The sequence below is a fragment of the Polaromonas sp. P2_G11 genome (assembly GCF_056403595.1).
The window spans coordinates 458,217-475,423 of record NZ_JBFUFE010000003.1 but is presented as its reverse complement, the minus strand read 5'-3'; the positions used below and the strand labels follow the sequence as shown (position 1 = coordinate 475,423).

10 protein-coding genes are annotated in these 17,207 nt (G+C 65.6%); 7 read left to right on the top strand and 3 right to left on the bottom strand.

Annotated elements, in window-relative coordinates:
* Positions 1-179: 179 nt before the first annotated feature.
* The gene (locus AC1DWQ_RS12945) at positions 180-1,082 is read right to left on the bottom strand and encodes a LysR substrate-binding domain-containing protein (protein ID WP_477670003.1); all 903 of its coding nucleotides are present in this window, start codon (positions 1,080-1,082) and stop codon (positions 180-182) included.
* Positions 1,083-1,168: 86 nt separating this feature from the next.
* Here AC1DWQ_RS12945 and AC1DWQ_RS12940 point away from each other — a divergent pair, with 86 nt between their 5' ends.
* Genes AC1DWQ_RS12940 through AC1DWQ_RS12920 form a run of 5 tightly spaced genes read left to right on the top strand, consistent with a single transcriptional unit; the run spans position 1,169 to position 6,478 of the window.
* A complete protein-coding gene (locus AC1DWQ_RS12940) occupies positions 1,169-2,164 on the top strand; it encodes a Bug family tripartite tricarboxylate transporter substrate binding protein (protein ID WP_477670002.1) in 996 nt (331 codons plus the stop codon).
* Positions 2,165-2,198: 34 nt separating this feature from the next.
* On the top strand, positions 2,199-3,047 hold the full coding sequence (locus tag AC1DWQ_RS12935; RefSeq protein ID WP_477670001.1) for an HTD2 family dehydratase: 849 nt from the start codon (positions 2,199-2,201) through the stop codon (positions 3,045-3,047).
* 9 nt (positions 3,048-3,056) lie between these two features.
* Positions 3,057-4,238 (top strand): CaiB/BaiF CoA transferase family protein, encoded by a 1,182-nt coding sequence (locus tag AC1DWQ_RS12930; RefSeq protein WP_477670000.1) that lies wholly within the window; start codon positions 3,057-3,059, stop codon positions 4,236-4,238.
* Positions 4,235-5,086, top strand: coding sequence for an HpcH/HpaI aldolase/citrate lyase family protein (locus AC1DWQ_RS12925; RefSeq protein ID WP_477669999.1), 852 nt, complete (start codon positions 4,235-4,237; stop codon positions 5,084-5,086). The genes AC1DWQ_RS12930 and AC1DWQ_RS12925 overlap by 4 nt, the downstream gene beginning before the upstream one ends.
* Positions 5,087-5,101: 15 nt before the next feature.
* Positions 5,102-6,478 carry a class-II fumarase/aspartase family protein gene (locus AC1DWQ_RS12920; protein WP_477669998.1) on the top strand — a complete coding sequence of 459 codons (1,377 nt, stop codon included), beginning with the start codon at positions 5,102-5,104 and terminating at the stop codon, positions 6,476-6,478.
* A gap of 59 nt (positions 6,479-6,537) precedes the next feature.
* Here AC1DWQ_RS12920 and AC1DWQ_RS12915 read toward each other — a convergent pair whose 3' ends face one another.
* Both AC1DWQ_RS12915 and AC1DWQ_RS12910 read right to left on the bottom strand, forming a co-directional pair.
* Positions 6,538-8,403, bottom strand: a complete 1,866-nt coding sequence (locus AC1DWQ_RS12915; protein ID WP_477669997.1) for a sensor histidine kinase — start codon at positions 8,401-8,403, stop codon at positions 6,538-6,540.
* Complete coding sequence (locus tag AC1DWQ_RS12910; protein ID WP_477669996.1) at positions 8,404-9,048, bottom strand: response regulator; 645 nt, start codon at positions 9,046-9,048, stop codon at positions 8,404-8,406.
* Positions 9,049-9,193: 145 nt separating this feature from the next.
* Between AC1DWQ_RS12910 and AC1DWQ_RS12905 the strand changes: the two genes are divergently transcribed.
* Together AC1DWQ_RS12905 and AC1DWQ_RS12900 are read left to right on the top strand one after the other, a co-directional pair.
* Complete coding sequence (locus tag AC1DWQ_RS12905) at positions 9,194-10,939, top strand: ShlB/FhaC/HecB family hemolysin secretion/activation protein (RefSeq protein ID WP_477669995.1); 1,746 nt, start codon at positions 9,194-9,196, stop codon at positions 10,937-10,939.
* 105 nt (positions 10,940-11,044) lie between these two features.
* Positions 11,045-17,086 carry a YDG domain-containing protein gene (locus AC1DWQ_RS12900; protein ID WP_477669994.1) on the top strand — a complete coding sequence of 2,014 codons (6,042 nt, stop codon included), beginning with the start codon at positions 11,045-11,047 and terminating at the stop codon, positions 17,084-17,086.
* Positions 17,087-17,207 lie beyond the last annotated feature (121 nt).

The following is a 17,207-nucleotide window of genomic DNA, read 5'->3' as shown; positions in this document are numbered from 1 at the left end:
CTTTCGGCACGCGCCCGCCAGGCCGGCTGCCCTGATTCGGGTGGAAGGCCGAGGTGGTCGCGGTGGTTGCTCCACTACCCATCGTTCGGGCGCTCGAAGTTTCATCGCGACCCGAACAGGAAAAACACCAGTACGCATTGGTGCCTGGCCTGCACCAGTGCCGGCCTTTGGCACTTCCCTTAGCGACGCTCTTTCAGCGCCGTGTGCAGGTAGTCGTAGAACATCTTTGCCGGTGCGCGCAGCGTCGTGCCACGCAAGGTGGTGAGGCCCAGTACACGCGATACCGCCGGTGCCACGAGCGCAACGCCGATGATCGACGGATGCCGTTTCGGCAAGGCCAGGCGCGGTACGGCCGCAAGCCCGAGCCCTGCTTCGACCATACCGAGCAGTGTCGCGATGTGGCTCACCTCGAGACGGTACGAGGGGTTGATACCCGCCTTGGCCAGCGCGTCATCCAGCAGTTGCCGGTTTCCGCTGGTACGCGATACCGCGATCAGGCGCTCGGTTTCCAGGTTCTTCCAGGACAGCGTCTTGCGGCCGGCGAGTGCATGGCGGCGCGGCATGGCCACCACGAAGGGGTCGGTGTGGATCGGCTCGAAGTCCACCCCGGGCACCTGGTTGCCCATGAAGCTGATGCCGAAGTCCGACTCGCCCGACACTACGCTGGCCATCACCGCGCCGGCGGCTTCGTCAATCACACGGACGCGGATCAGCGGGTAGCGTTCGGAGAAAGAGCTCACGACCGTGGGCAGGAAATGGATGGCCGCGGAAGGCACGCAGGCCACCGTGACCCGGCCGGTCCGGCTGCCGGCGATGTCGGTGATGCCGAGCATGGCGGACTCGAGGTCGTCCAGCGCGGCGCGTGCGCGATCAAGGAAAACGTGCCCGAGGGCCGTCAGTTCGACCTCTCGTGTGGTGCGGTTGAAAAGCCGCGCGCCCAGGATGGTCTCGAGCTTGTCGATGCGCCGGCTTAAAGCGGGTGGGGAAAGATGGATATGGTCGGCTGCTGCGCGAAAGCTCCCGCGCTCGGCCACCGCCACGAAGGCTTCGAGTTGCTGTAAATCGAAATTGATGCGTGCCATGCACCAATACTAGCAAAAGTTGCACTTCACGGATTCCCTTCATTCGCCGAAGATCCGGCAACCAGAACATCCACAGGAGACAAACCATGCTGCCGAAACACCACGTCCGGACTTTGCTGATGCTGAGCTTGCTACCACTGGCGGTTGGCTCCTCCATGGCGGCGACCAGTCCGGCGACGCCCAAGAACTGGCCCGAAAAAGCGATCACCATCGTGGTGCCGACCTCCGCCGGCGGCGCCAACGACGCGATGGCGCGCGTCCTGGCCCAGGGACTCAGCGCCCGGCTCGGCAAACCGGTCATCGTCGACAACCGGGCCGGGGCGAACGGCGCGATTGCCAGCGAGTTCGTGGCCCGCGCCGCGCCGGACGGCTACACCTTGATGTTCGGCTACATCGCTACCCACGGCATCAACCCGGCCTTGCAAAAGCTGCGCTACGACCCGGTCACCGATTTTGAACCCATCGGCATGGTGGCGGCATCTCCGACGGTGCTGGTCGTCAGCCCGGAAGTGCCGGCCAGGACCGCCAAAGAACTGGTGCAGCTCATCAAGGCCAAACCCGACAGCTTCAGCTTCGCGACGGCGGGGAATGGCACCGCACCGCATATCGCAGGCGAGCTGTTCAAGCTGTCCGCAGGGGTGGATGTGATCGGAATTCCCCACAAAGGCTCAGCGCCCGCCGTGATGAGCACCATCTCTGGCATCACGCAATACATGTTTCCCAGTTTGTTTACCGCGTACCCGCAAATCAAGGGCGGCAAGCTCAAGGCGCTCGGCATCGCCGGTGACAAGCGATCTCCCGTCTTGCCTGACGTTCCGACGCTGGCCGAGCAGGGAATTCCCAACGTCAGCATGTCGCAGTGGTACGCCATGTTCGCCCCCGCTAAAACCCCCAAGGTGGTGGTTGACCGGCTGAACCAGGAGATCAACCGCGTACTGGCCGAAAAAACCGTACAGAAATTCATTGAAGACCAGGGGGCCGAGGTTGAAACCAGCACGCCTGCGCAACTCAAAACCCTGGTGCAGAAGGAAGTCACGCGCTGGAAGGGCGTTGTGGCGACCGCAAAAATCAAGCTCGACTAAGTCGCGCAAGTTTTACTGAAAGAAGGGTATGCGCATGAACTTGCAAGACTGGACAGGCCGCATCGAGACAGTGGAAGACACCGCCACTGCCACGCCGTACGCAGCGCTGTCGGCCACGCTCGACCGCGCCGACACCTCGCGCCCCGCGCCCGGCACGCCGTTGCCCTACCTCTGGCACTGGCTGTATTTCCTGCCGATCCACGCGCAATCGGAGATCGGCCCGGATGGCCATGCGCGGCGCGGCGGCTTCCTGCCGCCCGTTCCGCTGCCGCGCCGCATGTGGGCCGGCAGCGATTTCGAGTTCCACGAGCCGCTGTGTGTCGGCGACGCGCTCGCGCGCACCTCAACCATCGTTGATGTGACGGAAAAGAGCGGCCGCACCGGCAGCCTGGTTTTCGTGAAGGTGCGCCATGAACTGCGCCGCAACGGTTCTGCAGGCGTAGCGTTGACCGAGCACCACAACATCGTCTACCGTGCGGCGCCAACGCCGGCCGACGTGGCTCCGCCGCCGCAGGCAGCGCCCGCGGAATTCGCGTGGGTGCGCCGCATCGTTGCCGACGACGTGCTGCTGTTCCGCTACTCGGCCCTCACGTTCAATGGGCACCGCATTCACTACGACCGAAAGTACGTCACGGAGGTCGAGGGTTACCCCGGTCTTATCGTGCACGGCCCCTTGATCGCCACGCTGCTCATGGACCTGTTGCGTCGGCACATGCCTGAGGCCATGGTGCGGAAATTTGAGTTCAAGGCGGTCCGGCCCACGTTCGACGTCAACCCGTTCTCGATCCACGGGCAGCCTTCAGCCGACGGCAAGAGCGTGCGGCTGTGGGGGCGTGACCACGAAGGCTGGCTCACGATGGATGCCACCGCCACGCTGGGCTGAGGAAACGCAATGCAACCACTCAAGGGCATCACCGTCGTCACGCTCGAACACGCCATCGCGGCGCCTTTCGCCACACGGCAGCTGGCCGACATGGGTGCGCGGGTCATCAAGGTTGAACGCCCCGGTGTGGGCGATTTCGCGCGGGCCTACGACAGTCGCGTGCGGGGCCTTGCATCGCATTTCGTCTGGACCAACCGCTCCAAGGAAAGCCTGACGCTGGACGTCAAGCACGAGGAGGCGCAGAAGATCCTCATGCGCCTGATCATTGAAGAGGCCGACGTCGTGGTGCAAAACCTCGCGCCGGGCGCTGCAGCACGGCTCGGTCTGTCGTACGAAGCGTTGGCCAAGCGCAAGCCCGGCATCATCGTGTGCGACATCTCGGGGTATGGCGACGACGGCCCTTACCGCGACAAAAAAGCCTATGACCTGCTGATCCAGAGCGAGGCCGGTTTCGTCTCGGTAACCGGTACGCCCGACACACCGTCCAAGGCCGGTCCATCCATCGCCGACATCGCTGCCGGCATGTATGCGTACACCAACATCCTGGGCGCGCTCATGCACCGTCGGCAGACCGGTGAGGGTCAGCGCATCGACATCTCGATGCTCGAGTCGCTGTCGGAGTGGATGAGCTACCCGCTCTATTACGCCTTTGAAGGCGCGGCGCCGCCCCCGCGAACGGGTGCCAGCCACGCGACCATTTACCCCTATGGCCCGTTTCTGGCCGGTGACGGCAAGACCGTGATGATGGGCCTGCAGAACGAACGCGAGTGGAAGGTGTTTTGCGAAAAAGTGCTGCTGCGGCCCGCGCTTGCCAGTGACCCGCGTTTCGCCGGCAATGCACAGCGCAGCGCCGCCCGGAGCGAACTCTCGTCAATCATCGTTGAAGCCTTCAGCACCCTGACCGCCGCGCAAGTTGTCGAGCGGCTGGAAACCGCCGGTATCGCTAACGCGCAAGTCAACACCATGAGCGAGCTGTGGAAACATCCGCAACTCCAAGCTCGCGCGCGCTGGCGTGAAATCGATACACCGGCGGGCACCGTGCCCGCCATGCTGCCGCCCGGTTCCTGGCAACATGGCGCCCCGCGCATGGACGCCGTGCCCGCGCTGGGCCAACACACCGACGCGATCCTGAACCACTTCGGCTACGGCACCGAACAGATTGCCCAGCTGCGCGCGGAAGGCGCTGTATGAGCATGTCACCCGTCGTGCCGCTGAGCTACCTGTTCGTGCCGGGCAACGTGCCGGAGCGATTCGCGAAGGCGCTGGCCTCGGGTGCGGACCGCGTCATCATCGACCTGGAAGACGCAGTCTCGCCCTCGGACAAGGCTGCCGCGCGCGAAGCCATCGCAGCGTGGATACCCTCCGCCAACGAGGAGATTCGCGGCAAGCTGCTGATCCGTATCAACGACGCGAGCACGGGCTGGTACGCAGACGATCTGCAGCTCCTGCGGCAGGTTCGGGCAGTCTGCGTCATGCTTCCGAAATGCGAAAACAGACGGCAGGTGGCTGACGTTCTTGGTTCGCTCGATGCGGGTACCGCCGTGTTGCCGCTGGTCGAAACAGCGCGTGGCCTGCTGGCCGCCTTCGACCTTGCCACCGCACCGGGCATCGCACGCCTGGCCTTCGGCTCGCTCGACTACATGGCCGACCTTGATCTTCCCGCCGACAGCCCGGCCCTGCAGCACGCCGCGATCCAGCTGGCTATTGCTTCACGCGCCGCGGGTTTGCCCTCGCCCGTGGCTGGCGTCACGCCAGACATTGATGCGGACCGGGTTGCCGCCGACATGGCGCAGGCACGCTGCCTTGGCTTCGGCGCCAAGATGTGCATACACCCCGTGCAGGTTGCCGCAGTGCATCGAGCGCTGCGGCCTGACGCCGAAGTGCTGGCTTGGGCACAACGCATCCTGAGCGCCTCGCGCGCAGCCGGCGGCGGCGCCATCCAGCTCGACGGGAAGATGGTCGATCGCCCGGTTGTCCTCAAAGCCGAGCGTATCGTGGCCCTGGCTGCACGCACCCCTGATTTTTCACAAGATACATAACCCAACGGAGAAGCTATGTCCGCAACCATCATCGACTCAAAAATTTTCGGCGACATGTTCAGCGATGCCGCCATGCGGCATGTCTGGTCGGACGAGAATCGCACCGCCAAATACCTGGACATCGAGCGCGCGCTCGCCAAGGTTCAGGGCGCCCTCGGCATCATTCCCAACGAGGCGGCTGAAGAGATCGTGAAGAACTGCGAGCCCAGCCAGATCGACTGGGTCAAGCTCAAGGCCAAGACCGAGCAGATCGGCTACCCGATCATCGCCGTGGTCAACCAGATCAACGCGCATTGCAAGGATGGCCTGGGCGAATACTGCCACTGGGGCGCCACTACGCAGGACATCACCGACACGGCCGCCGTGCTGCAGATACGCGAGGGCCTCGCACTGGTCGAGGCCGACCTCGCGGACATCTCGGCCTCGCTCGCCAAACTGGCGCGCGACCACCGCGACACGCCGATCATCGGCCGCAGCAACCTGCAGCAGGCGACGCCCATCACCTTCGGCTACAAGATGGCCAGCATCCTCGCAGGTATCGAGCGCCACCGCGAGCGCCTCACGCAGCTCAAGCCGCGGGTGCTGGTTGGCGAGTTCGGCGGCGCGTCGGGCACCCTGTCCTCGCTTGAAAAAGGTGCGATGGAAACCCAGGCTGGCCTCATGAAGGAACTCGGCCTCGGGCAGCCCCTGATTTCGTGGCACACCGTGCGCGACAACTTCGCCGAAGTTGGCGCCTTCCTCGGCATCGTCGGTGGCTCGCTCGGCAAGATCGCTATGGATGTGAAGCTGTTGATGCAGACCGAAGTCGCCGAAGTGTTTGAGCCTTTCGCGCCAGGGCGCGGCTCCTCGTCAACCATGCCGCAAAAGCGCAACCCCATCTCCTGCCTCTACATCCACGCCAACATCTCCGTGGTGCGCCAGTTGGCCGCATCGCTGATGGACGCGATGGTCGCCGACCATGAACGCTCCACAGGCCCCTGGGAGATCGAATGGGTGGCGATGCCCGAGATTTTTTGCCTGATCTCGGGCGCACTCAAGCAGACGAAGTTCATCCTCGCGGGTCTGGAAGTCGATGCCGCGCAGATGCGCCGCAACATCGACATGACCCACGGCCTCGTGATGTCGGAGGCCGTGATGATGGGCCTGGGCCCCTACATCGGGCGTGAATACGCCCACGACCTGGTCTACGACATTTGCCGCGACGCGCTCAAGCAAAAGCGCCCACTGATCGAGTTGTTGGCGGAGCATCCCGAAATCAAGAAGCACGTGACACGGAAGCAGCTGGCCTCGTTCTGCGATCCGATGAATAACCTGGGCCAGGCAGGCGTGATGGTCGACCGCGTGCTCGCGTCGGTCAAGGCGCCGGACTCGCAGCCCACAAGAGTGTCGTAAGAAGAGGGCGGCTCAAGCTTCGTACCAAAGTTTTGTGTATGCGGTTGAAGGGTGCCGTCTCAACGTCTTAACGGAAGCTCCAGCGTCACGCAGGTTCCATGTGTGCCACTGGAAATGCGGACCTGGCCCGCCAGTTTTTGTGCGCGCATTCGCATCGCGGCCAGGCCGCGTTGGGTCTTGCCGGGTGCGGGAACGGCGTGCGTGTCGAAGCCGCAGCCGTCATCTGTGACGGACAGCTCCAGGGTGCTGGCGGTGTCACGTGCGCGAACGGTGATGGTCCTGGCCGCGCCATGGCGCACTGCATTGTTGATGGCCTCCTGGAGCGTGCGCAGGATGGAAAGGCCTGTCTCGGGTGTCAGGTAGTCCATCTCCGGCAACGGCCCCACTTGCCACTGCAAACCAACCCCGATGGCGTTGAGCCGCGGCTCCAGCCGATAACGCAAGTTGGCCAACAGGGGCAGCAGGTCGCTTTCCTCAAGGTCCAGCGAATCGATGATGAGCCGCATGTCTTCCAGGGAGTCCTCAATCACGCGCGCGACTTCCTCTCGCGGCACCTCGTCGCGGCGGGTCATCCGCAGCGCGGTGATCAGCTGGCTGCCCATGCCGTCGTGCAGGTCGTGCAGCAGCCGGGTACGCTCGGCGGCGATCACGGCCTGGCGCTCCTCGGCCTTGCGGCGGTCGAATTCCGCGCGCATTTCTTCCAGGGCCTGGCCGTGCGCTGTGCTGACGCCGGCGACCGCAAGGTTGATCTCTTCTTCGGCGCTGGCCCTGTGCAGCGCCAGGCCCTCGAGCGTGCGCGCGACCAGGGTGGCCAGCACCAGAAGCGCGGCCACTGGGGCCATGAAGAAGCTGTCGAAGGCGTTCAGGTCGGCGGGAATGGCCAGGTCCTGCAGCACCGCGGCCCACCAGAGGACCAGCGTCACGGCCAGGAACACTTCGTTGCGCCGGCGTGTGCGCCAAGCCCTGTGAACCTGGGCCAGCACCACGGCGATGGTCAGGGCGAAATACGGCCAGTGCAGCACGGCCGCGACGTTGGGCCGCATGTCGCCCTTCAGGTAGGCGGCGACGCCCGCTGCGAAAGACAGCGCGATGACCCCGTAGAGCACTTTGAGGTAGCGCTTCCAGGGCGGGCTGGTCCAGTGGCTGTACTCCAGCAGCAGCATGATCATGAGCGTGTTGGACACAAGGGTGCTGGCCAGTGCGAACAGCAAGGATTCGGGGCCGGGCGGCCCGGCTTCAGGCGCGAGCATCACCAGTGCCCGCGGCATCCAGCTCAGGCACAGCAGCACGAACAGCAGGTGGATGTAGCGGCGCGTCTTGAACCACAGCGGGATGGCGCCGAACAGGCAGATCGGCACCGCGAACATCAGCATCGTGGGGGCGATGCTTTGCAGGAAACGGCGCACCTGGAAGGCCGGCCCTACGGCCGCAGCGGCTCCCAGGCTCATGCGCGAAAGTCCGCCGCGGGTGTCGGCGCTGCCGCTGACGCGCACCTGCAGCAGGTTGCCAGAGGGCTTGAGCACGTGGCCTCCCAGGGGCACCCACAGCGCGCGGTTGCGGGTAAATCCGTTGCCCGCGCCAAGGTCCAGCCGTTCGCCGTTGAGCCAGAATTCGCCCAGGTCGGCCACACGCGGCACGACGAGCACAAGTTCATGCTCCGGGCCGGTAGCGCCGGTGGCCTTCAGAGGGGCATCGAGCGCGATCGAATACCAGGCGACGCCGTCAAAACCAGGGCGGCTGCGGCGCCAGTTGTCGGGCAGCGTGACGGGCGAAGCCTTGCTGAAATCGACTTCGGCGGGGCGCCCTGCGTCTTCAGTGGCGACCACCGCCTGTTCCAGGGTGGCCGCCGTGGCGCTCCAGGACGGCGCCGCCAGCATCAGCGTGGCGCAGGCGCATAGCGCGGCCCATATGCCCTGCAATCGCATTCAGATCAGTCCCCGGGCGCGCGCCTGGTTCACGGCTTCGACGCGCGAGTGCACGGCCAGCTTGCCGTAAATGCTCTTGATATGGGCGGCTACGGTAGACGGCGCGACGTCGAGGTGCCGCGCTGTTTCGGGCACCGAAAGGCCTTGCGAGACGGCTGTCAGCACATCTTTTTCGCGAGGCGTCAGCGGTTCCATCAGCCAGCGCTGTGCCTCTGTCCGCGGCGCGGCGAAGCTGCGCAGGAGATAGCGCGCCACCTGCGGCGAAAGCGGGGCTGCGCCTTCGCTCACTGCGCGGATCGCACGGCCGAATTCCGCGGTCGGCGTGTCTTTGAGCAGGTAGCCGTGGGCGCCCGCCTGCAGGGCGCGCACCACATGGGCCTCGTCACCGAAGATGGTCACCACCAGGATGCTGGTGTGGCGCGAGCGGCGGGCCAGGTCCGCGATCAGTTCGGTGCCGTCGCCGTCGGGCAGGCCCAAATCAATCAGTGCAACGTCCGGCTGGGCAAATGAAAAGCTGCGCCGTGCCTCAGCGCAGGAACCCACCGCCTCCAGCAGCCTGAGGCCAACATCTTCACGCACCATGCGCGCGAATTCCTCGCGGATTGGTGTGTCGTCTTCCACCAGGGTCACGGTCAGGATGGACATGGATGCGCTTGATTCCTTCAGTTGTTGTTGGGGCTGACGCCGCCGTGAATCTTAGCGGGTGCGCCTATTTGACCGCAAAAAAATTCGGACCGTCTCCCCGAATCAGGGGAGGCGATTGCCTTCCCGGCCCGACACCATACGCGGCATGCAAACCACTACCCGATCCACGACAGGCGCTTCGCTGCCGCTGCGTCAGGGCGTCTACGCCTCTTCCTGGCCCGTGCGCCGCGCCGCGGCGCTGTTGTGCGGAGCCGCGTGCCTGGCCGGACTGGAGCCTGCAGCGGCGGTCAGCCCTCCCGATGCCGGCAATGTGTTGCAGCAACTCAGGCCTGCGGCTCCCGTGCCTCGCGAAGATGCACCGGCTGTGCTGCCTGCAGCACCGGCCGCGGCATCCCCGATGCCACAGGCATCACCGGGGGATGCTGCAATCCAGGTGCGGGTGGCGCAGATAAAAATTTCGGGTGCCACCGCTTTTTCTGGAGCAGACCTGCTCACGGTGGTGCAGGACGCCATCGGCCGTGAGCTTGACTTCGCCGGGCTCGAGGAACTGGCGGTGCGCCTGAGCCGCTTCTATCGCCAGCACGGCTATACGGTGGCGCGCGCCTACCTGCCCCGGCAGGACATCCGGGATGGTGTTGTGAAAATCGCCATTGTGGAGGGCCGTTACAGCGCCATCACCGTGAAGCCGCAGGGCGAATTGCCCGCGCCGCTGCCACTGGCCGCGCTGGTGCCGGGTGAGCTGGTAAACGAAGCAGCGCTGGAGCGTTCGCTGCTGCTGGCAGCCGACGTGCCCGGCATCGCGGTGCGCTCGACCCTGCAGCCCGGCGCGTCGGTGGGCACCAGCGAACTGGTGGTGGACGTTGAGCGGGGGCCGGCTGTCACTGGCTTGCTGGAGGCCGACAATTTCGGCAGCCGCGCCACCGGTCGCGAACGGGCAGGCGCCAGCCTGTACTTCAACAACCCGGCCGGCCTGGGCGACCTGGTGTCCCTGCGCGCATTGACCGCCGGGAGCGATATGAACTATGCGCGCCTGGGGTGGCAGTTACCGGTGGGCGGCAACGGCACGCGCGCGGGCGCTGCCGTCTCGGTGATGAGGTACCGCCTGGGCGGGGAGTTTGCAAACCTGGACGCACACGGCGACGCCTCCATAGCCACCCTGTTCGCCGCGCACCCGGTGCTGCGCTCACGCCTGCACAACCTGAACGCACAAGTCAGTGCCGAGCACAAGCGCCTGCGCGACCGCATCGACCTCGTCGGTTCTGCCGATGACAAGCATCTGAACCTGCTCAATCTTGGCCTTTCCGGTGATGCACGCGACGGCTGGGTTGGCGGTGGCGTCTGGGGGTTTTCGGCCACTTATACGCGCGGCCAGCTGGCCATTAACAGTGCCGACGCATTGGCCATCGACGAGGCCACCGTGCGCAGCGCCGGCAGCTTCGGCAAGCTGGGCCTGCTGGCCATGCGCCAGCAAAGCGTCGGCAAGGCCAACTTGCTGGTCTCCTATACCGGCCAGTGGCCCAGCAAGAACCTGGACTCGTCCGAAAAGCTGCCGCTTGGCGGCGCTGGCGCCGTGCGCGCCTACCCGCAGGGCGAAGCGCCGTCAGACCGCGCCAGCCTGCTGACGCTGGAACTGCAATACCCGCTGGGCGCCGGCTGGCAGCTGGTCGGCTTTTACGACGCGGCCGTTGGCTACGGCAATGAGCAGCCGTTGTCCGGCGTTGGCGCGTCAAACCGGCGAAGCCTGTCGGGTGCCGGCCTGGGCCTGAACTGGGCGCATGCCGACGGCTGGAGCGCACGCTTCTTTTACGCACGCAAGCTGCACGGCGGCCCGGCCACCGCCGAGCCGGATCGCAGCAGCCGGCTGTGGCTGCAGGTGTCCAGGAGTTTTTGAGTGGCCAACGCACCGCCTGTTTCGCGCTACATATTTGATAGCTGCTTGCGCACGTCCTGAAAGGGCTGAAGCCCGATTTGATTCACAACCGAAGGAAAAATCGCCATGAACCACACCTACCGCGTCATCTGGAACGAAGCCGGTGCCTGCTTTGAAGCCGTGGCCGAAACAGCCAGCGGCAAGGGCAAACGCAGCCTGGGCAAGCGTGAACGCAAGCTCCGCGCGTTGGCCCTTGCCGCCGGCTTGGCAGCGGCGCAGGCGCTGGCCGCTCCCACGGGTGGCCAGGTCAGCGCGGGCCAGGGTGGCATCACGCAAAGCGGCAACACCACCACCATCACCCAGACCACACCCAAACTTGCCATCAACTGGCAGAGCTTCGGCGTTGCCGGCAACGAGACCGTCAATTTCGTGCAGCCCGGATCGAATGCCGTTGCACTCAATCGCGTGCTGGGCACTGAGGCCAGCCAGATCCTGGGCCGGCTCAATGCCAACGGCCAGGTCTTCCTGCTCAACCCCAACGGCGTGTTGTTCGGCCAGAGCGCGCAGGTCAGCGTGGGCGGGCTGGTGGCCTCGACGCTGGGCATGAGCGATACCGACTTCATGGCCGGGCGTTATGTGTTGCGCGCCAGTGGCAGTGGCGCCAGCGTGCGCAACGAAGGCACGATACGTGCCGCCGACGGCGGCAGCATCGCGCTGATTGGCGGCCAGGTCAGCAACACCGGCACGCTGGTGGCCAACCTGGGTACGGTGGCCCTGGCCGCCGGCAAGCAGGTCACGCTCGACTTCGCAGGAGACGGCCTGCTTAAACTCGCGGTGGACGAAGGCGCGGTCAATGCGCTCGCGCACAACGGCGGGCTGATACAGGCAGACGGCGGCACGGCCTTGCTCACCGCGAAAGCGGCCGACGCGCTGGCCGGCACCGTGGTCAACAACACCGGCGTCATTCAGGCGCGCACACTCGAAAGCCGCGGCGGCGTCATCAAACTGCTGGGCGGCTTTGACGGTGGCACGGTGCAGGTGGGCGGCACGCTGGATGCGTCCGCACCCAGTGGCGGCAACGGCGGCTTTATCGACACCTCGGGCGCGCATGTCAAGGTGGCTGAAGGCTCACACGTCAGCACGCGCGCCGCGCAGGGCAAGACCGGCACCTGGCTGATTGACCCCGCGGACTTCACCATCGCCGCGAGCGGCGGCGACATCAGCGGCGCCACGCTGTCCGCCAATCTGGCCAACAGCGACGTCACCATCCTGTCAAGCAGCGGCAGCAACGCGGCGGGCAACGGCGACATCCACGTCAACGACAACGTGAACTGGAACGCCAACACACTGACGCTAACCGCTGCGCGCGACATCAACATCCGCGCCGTGATGGACGCGACCGGCAGCTCGGCCCTGGTCATGAACACAGGCACCGCCAACGGCGCCGATGCAGGTGTGGCCGGAGGCAAGGTCAAGGTGCCGGTGGACCCGCTCACAGGATTCGCCGGCCGCGTGAACTTCGACCGGGCGGGCACGGGTTTTCTCACCATCAACGGCGAGGGCTACATCGTCATCAACACCCTTGGCACCGAAGGCTCCACCACGGGCCTGCAGTCCATCAACCTCGACGGCGGCCTGCGCTACGCGCTGGGCGCAGACATCGACGCCAGCGCGACCGCGGGCTGGAACGGCAACAAGGGTGCCTCGCCGCTGACGGGGCTGGGCGGCGTGATGGACGGTCTGGGCCACGCCATCAGCAACCTGAAGCTCTGGGTGCCGACGAGCATGACGGGCTTGTTCTCGGTGATCGGCGGAACGGTCAGGAACCTGGACCTCGTCAACGTGACGGGCAATGCTTTTACGGGTGCAGGCGCACTGGCCAGCGACGCCAACAATGCCACGCTGCACAACCTGCGTGCATCGGGCACGCTGGCAGGTCCTGGCTCCAGCGTCGGTGGACTGGTGGGCTTCATGAGTGGCGGAACCTTGCAGGATGCGCACGCCCAGGTGGCCATCAACATGACCAGCAGCGGTGACATGGTGATTGGCGGCCTGGTGGGCGAGGCCATCAACGGGGCCACGCTGCGTGACGTGTCGGCCTCCGGCGCGGTCAACGGGGGCAACAACTACGACTATGTGGGCGGGCTGGTGGGCCGCCTCAGCGGCGGCGCCACCGTGCAGAATGCGCGGGCTTCGGGCGCGGTCACGGGCCGCGCCCACGTGGGCGGGCTGCTGGGCGCGAACGGCAACGCCGACGCGCTCACCGCGGGCACCACCCTGACCAACGTCAGCGCCAGCGGCACCGTCAACGGCATCGGCAGGCTCGGCGGCCAGGGCGTGAACGGAGCGGCCCGCAACGTAGGTGGCCTGGTGGGCTGGAATTTCGGCAACATCTCCCAGGCGAGCGCGACCGGAGCGGTGGTGGCCGACGGCGGCGCGACCACCACCTATACCGGGGTTGGCGGCCTCGTCGGCCAGAACTACTCGGGGGACATCACCAATTCGTATGCCACCGGCTCCGTCACGGCCACGGGACTCACCGGCGTCACGCAGTACGTCGGCGGGCTGGTCGGGCACAGTACTGGCGCGCTGGCTGACGTCTATGCGACCGGCAACGTGAGCGCCACCGGCGACTACACGGGCGGCCTGGTGGGACGCAACACCGGTGCGGTGACGGACGCGCGCTCCGACGCCGTGACCGTGCAGGGACCCGGCAATTACACCGGCGGACTGATCGGCGACCACAGCGGCGGCGCCATCCAGAACGCCCGCGCCACCGCGAACGTCACCAGCCAGCGGCAGTACAGCGGCGGGCTGATCGGCAGATCGACGGGAGCCGACCTCAGCAACGTCACAGCCACCGGCTCCGTCACCAACACAGGCAACGCCGTGGGCAATGCCGGCGCGAACGTCGGCGGCCTGGTGGGGCGGGTCGCCGGCGGGACGATCGACCAGGGGGAAGCGACGGGTGACGTGAGCGGCTATTCATTTGTTGGCGGCCTGGTCGGCAACTTCGAGGGGACCTCGCTGACGCGGTCGAGGTCGACCGGTGCGGTCGCGGGCGACAGCCTCGTCTCCGGCGCGAACGTCGGCGGCCTGGCGGGGTACGCCGGCGGCACGGTCTCCGACGTCCGGGCCACCGGCAACGTCACGGGCCGCAGGTCGGTCGGGGGCCTGATCGGCAACGCCGACGCACAGCTTTCCAACGCGGTGGCGACCGGCAACGTGCAAGGCCTCACGAACGTCGGCGGACTGCTCGGGCAAACCATGGGCGTCATCAGCAACGTGCACGCCGAAGGCTCCGTGCGGGCGACCGACACGGGCAACAGCGATGTCGGCGGCCTGATCGGATCGGCTGAGGCGACGCTCAGCAATGCCTACGCCACCGGCCGGGTGGAGGGTGCCGGCAGCCGGGTGGGCGGCCTGATAGGGCATAGCGTCAACACCGGGGGTGTTCCCACCTCGAACGTCTATGCCACGGGAGAGGTGGTCGGTGCCGGCGGCGTGGGCGGCCTGGTCGGGGTCACCGACGCTGCCAGCGTGATTCGCGGCGCCTACGCGTCGGGGGCCGTCACCGGCACCGGCACCGCGGTGGGCGGCCTGATCGGCAGCAACAGCGGCGCGCTCAGCGATGCCTATGCGAGCGGCAGCGTGAGCGGTGGCAGCCAGGTCGGCGGCTTGATCGGCGATGTGGTGGCCGGCACGGTGGACAAGACCTACGCCACCGGCGCCGTCAGCGGCACCAGCGCCCTGGGCGGGCTGGCCGGCTCGGCCTCCGGCACGGTCACCAACAGCTACTGGGACACCGCCACCACGGGGCAGGCTACCAGCGCTGCCGGCACCGGCCGCACGACCGCGCAGATGCGCCAGCAGGCCACCTTTGCCGGATGGGACGTGGGTGCCACAGGCGGCACGTCCACCGTTTGGCGCATCTACGAAGGCATGACCAGCCCGCTGCTGCGCAACTTTTTGGTGGCGCAAAACGTGGCCAATGTGAACACGGTTTACAACGCGGCGACGCAGGCCGGCAGCGTGGTGGCGCCCTCGGGCACGCGCACCGGCACTGCCGCCAGTGGCCGCAACGTCGGCACCTACACCGCGTTTTCCGACCAGCAGGGGCTGGATATTGTGGGCGGCCTGCTGACTATTACGCCGGCCGCGCTCACCGTGAGCGGCGTGACGGCGAGCGACAAGGTCTACGACGGCAACACTATCGCCGCGTTGAATACCGGCGCGGCTACGCTGTCTGGCGTGCTCGGCAGCGATAACGTTGCCGTCAATTTGAGCAGCGCTACCGGCAACTTTGCCGATAAAAATGTAGGCAATGCCAAAGCAGTAACAGTAAGCGGGGTGGGCTTGTTGTCTGGCACTGATGCGGGCAACTACAGCGTGAGCAGCCCGACCGCGGTGGTCGCCAACATCACGCCTAAAACCTTGACGGTCAGCGGCCTTACTGCAGACAACAAGGTGTACGACGGCAACACCACCGCCACGCTGAACACTGGTGCGGCGGCGCTGGCGGGAATGGTAAGCGGCGACGCTGTGACGCTCGGCCTGAGCGGAGTGACGGGCAGCTTCGCCGATAAAAATGTTGGCAATGCCAAGGCGGTAAACCTGAGCGGGAGCGGCTTGCTGTCTGGCGCCGACGCCGCTAACTACAGCGTCAGCAATCCGGTCGGGCTGGTGGCCAGCATCACGCCCAAAGCACTGACCGTCAGCGGCATCACGGCCAGCGATAAGGTCTACGATGGCAACACTGCCGCTATCGTCAATAGCAGCGGAGCCAACTATGCAGGACTAGTGAGCGGCGATGTACTCAGCGTTAGTGCTACCGGGACTTTCGCCGACAAGAATGTAGCCAACGGCAAAACTGTCACGCTCGTTAGCAGTTATGGCGGTGCCGATGTTGGCAACTACAGCATCACCGATCAAGCAGCGACCACGGCCAGCATCACGCCGAAAGCACTTACGGTCAGCGGCATTACGGCCAGCGATAAAGTTTATGACGGCAGCACCGCCGCTACCGTCAACACCAGCGGCGCAAGCTACGCCGGCCTGATCGCCAACGACGATCTCGCGGTCACTGCCACTGGCGGATTTGCCGACAAAAACGTAGCCAATGGCAAAACCGTGACGCTCGCCAGCAGCTACACGGGCGCCGACGTCGGCAACTACACCATCACCGGCCAGGCTACGACGACGGCGAACATCACACCCAAGGCCTTGACGGTCAGCGGCATCACGGCTGCTGACAAGGTCTACGACGGCAACGCGACCGCTACCGTCAACGTGGCTGGTGCAAGCTACGCCGGCCTGATCACCAACGACGATCTCGCGGTAACTGCCACGGGCGCTTTCGCAGACAAACATGTGGGCAGCGGGAAAGCCGTCGCCCTCAGCAGCAGCTACACAGGCGCCGACGTGGGTAACTACACCATCACCGGTCAGGCGGCGGCCACGGCCAGCATCACCCCGGCCGCGCTGACTGTGACCGCGCAGGCCGACAACCGTGTTTACGACGGCACCACCGCGTCGGCAGCAGCGCCCGTGGTCACCGGCGCGCTGTACGACACAGTTGCCAGCGCAGCCACGCAGACCTTCGACAACAAAAATGCCGGCAGCGGCAAGACGCTGACTGCCGCCGGACTGGTCATGAACGACGGTAATGGCGGCAACAACTACAGCGTCAGCTATGCCGCGAACAACAGCGGTGTCATTACGCCAGCGTCACTTTCGGTGATTGCCGATAACCAGGCCAAACAGGTCTATACGCCCGACCCTTTGCTGACTTACCGCACCGGGCCGTTTGCGGCCGGCGACAGCGCGGCCTCTGTACTGAGCGGTGCGTTGCAGCGCGTGGCGGGCGAGCAGCCTGGCAATTACGCGATCAACCAGGGTTTGCTGGCAGCCAATGGCAACTACACGATCAACTACACGCCCGGCACCTTGTTGATCACGGCCGGACTACTGCCTGGTCAGGCTGCAGGGTCGACCGGCGGCTCACCCTACCAGCAGGCAAAAGCGCAAACGCCGCTGCCAGCGCCTGAGTTCAGGCAGCTGTCTGCGTGTACCCCGCTGGCGGGTCGTGGCAACTGTGCCGGTGAACTGCCGCTAACGATTGTGGATGAGGGCATGCGCATGCCGGCGCTTGCTCAAAGCACCAACTGAAGGACTTTATTCATGCAACCCAGCTGACGGATGATTGGCTCACGGGTTTTCCGGACTTGATGTAGAGCTCGACCGCTCGAATCCTGTCTTGGCACGGATACGTGAACTACCTCCTGATAGT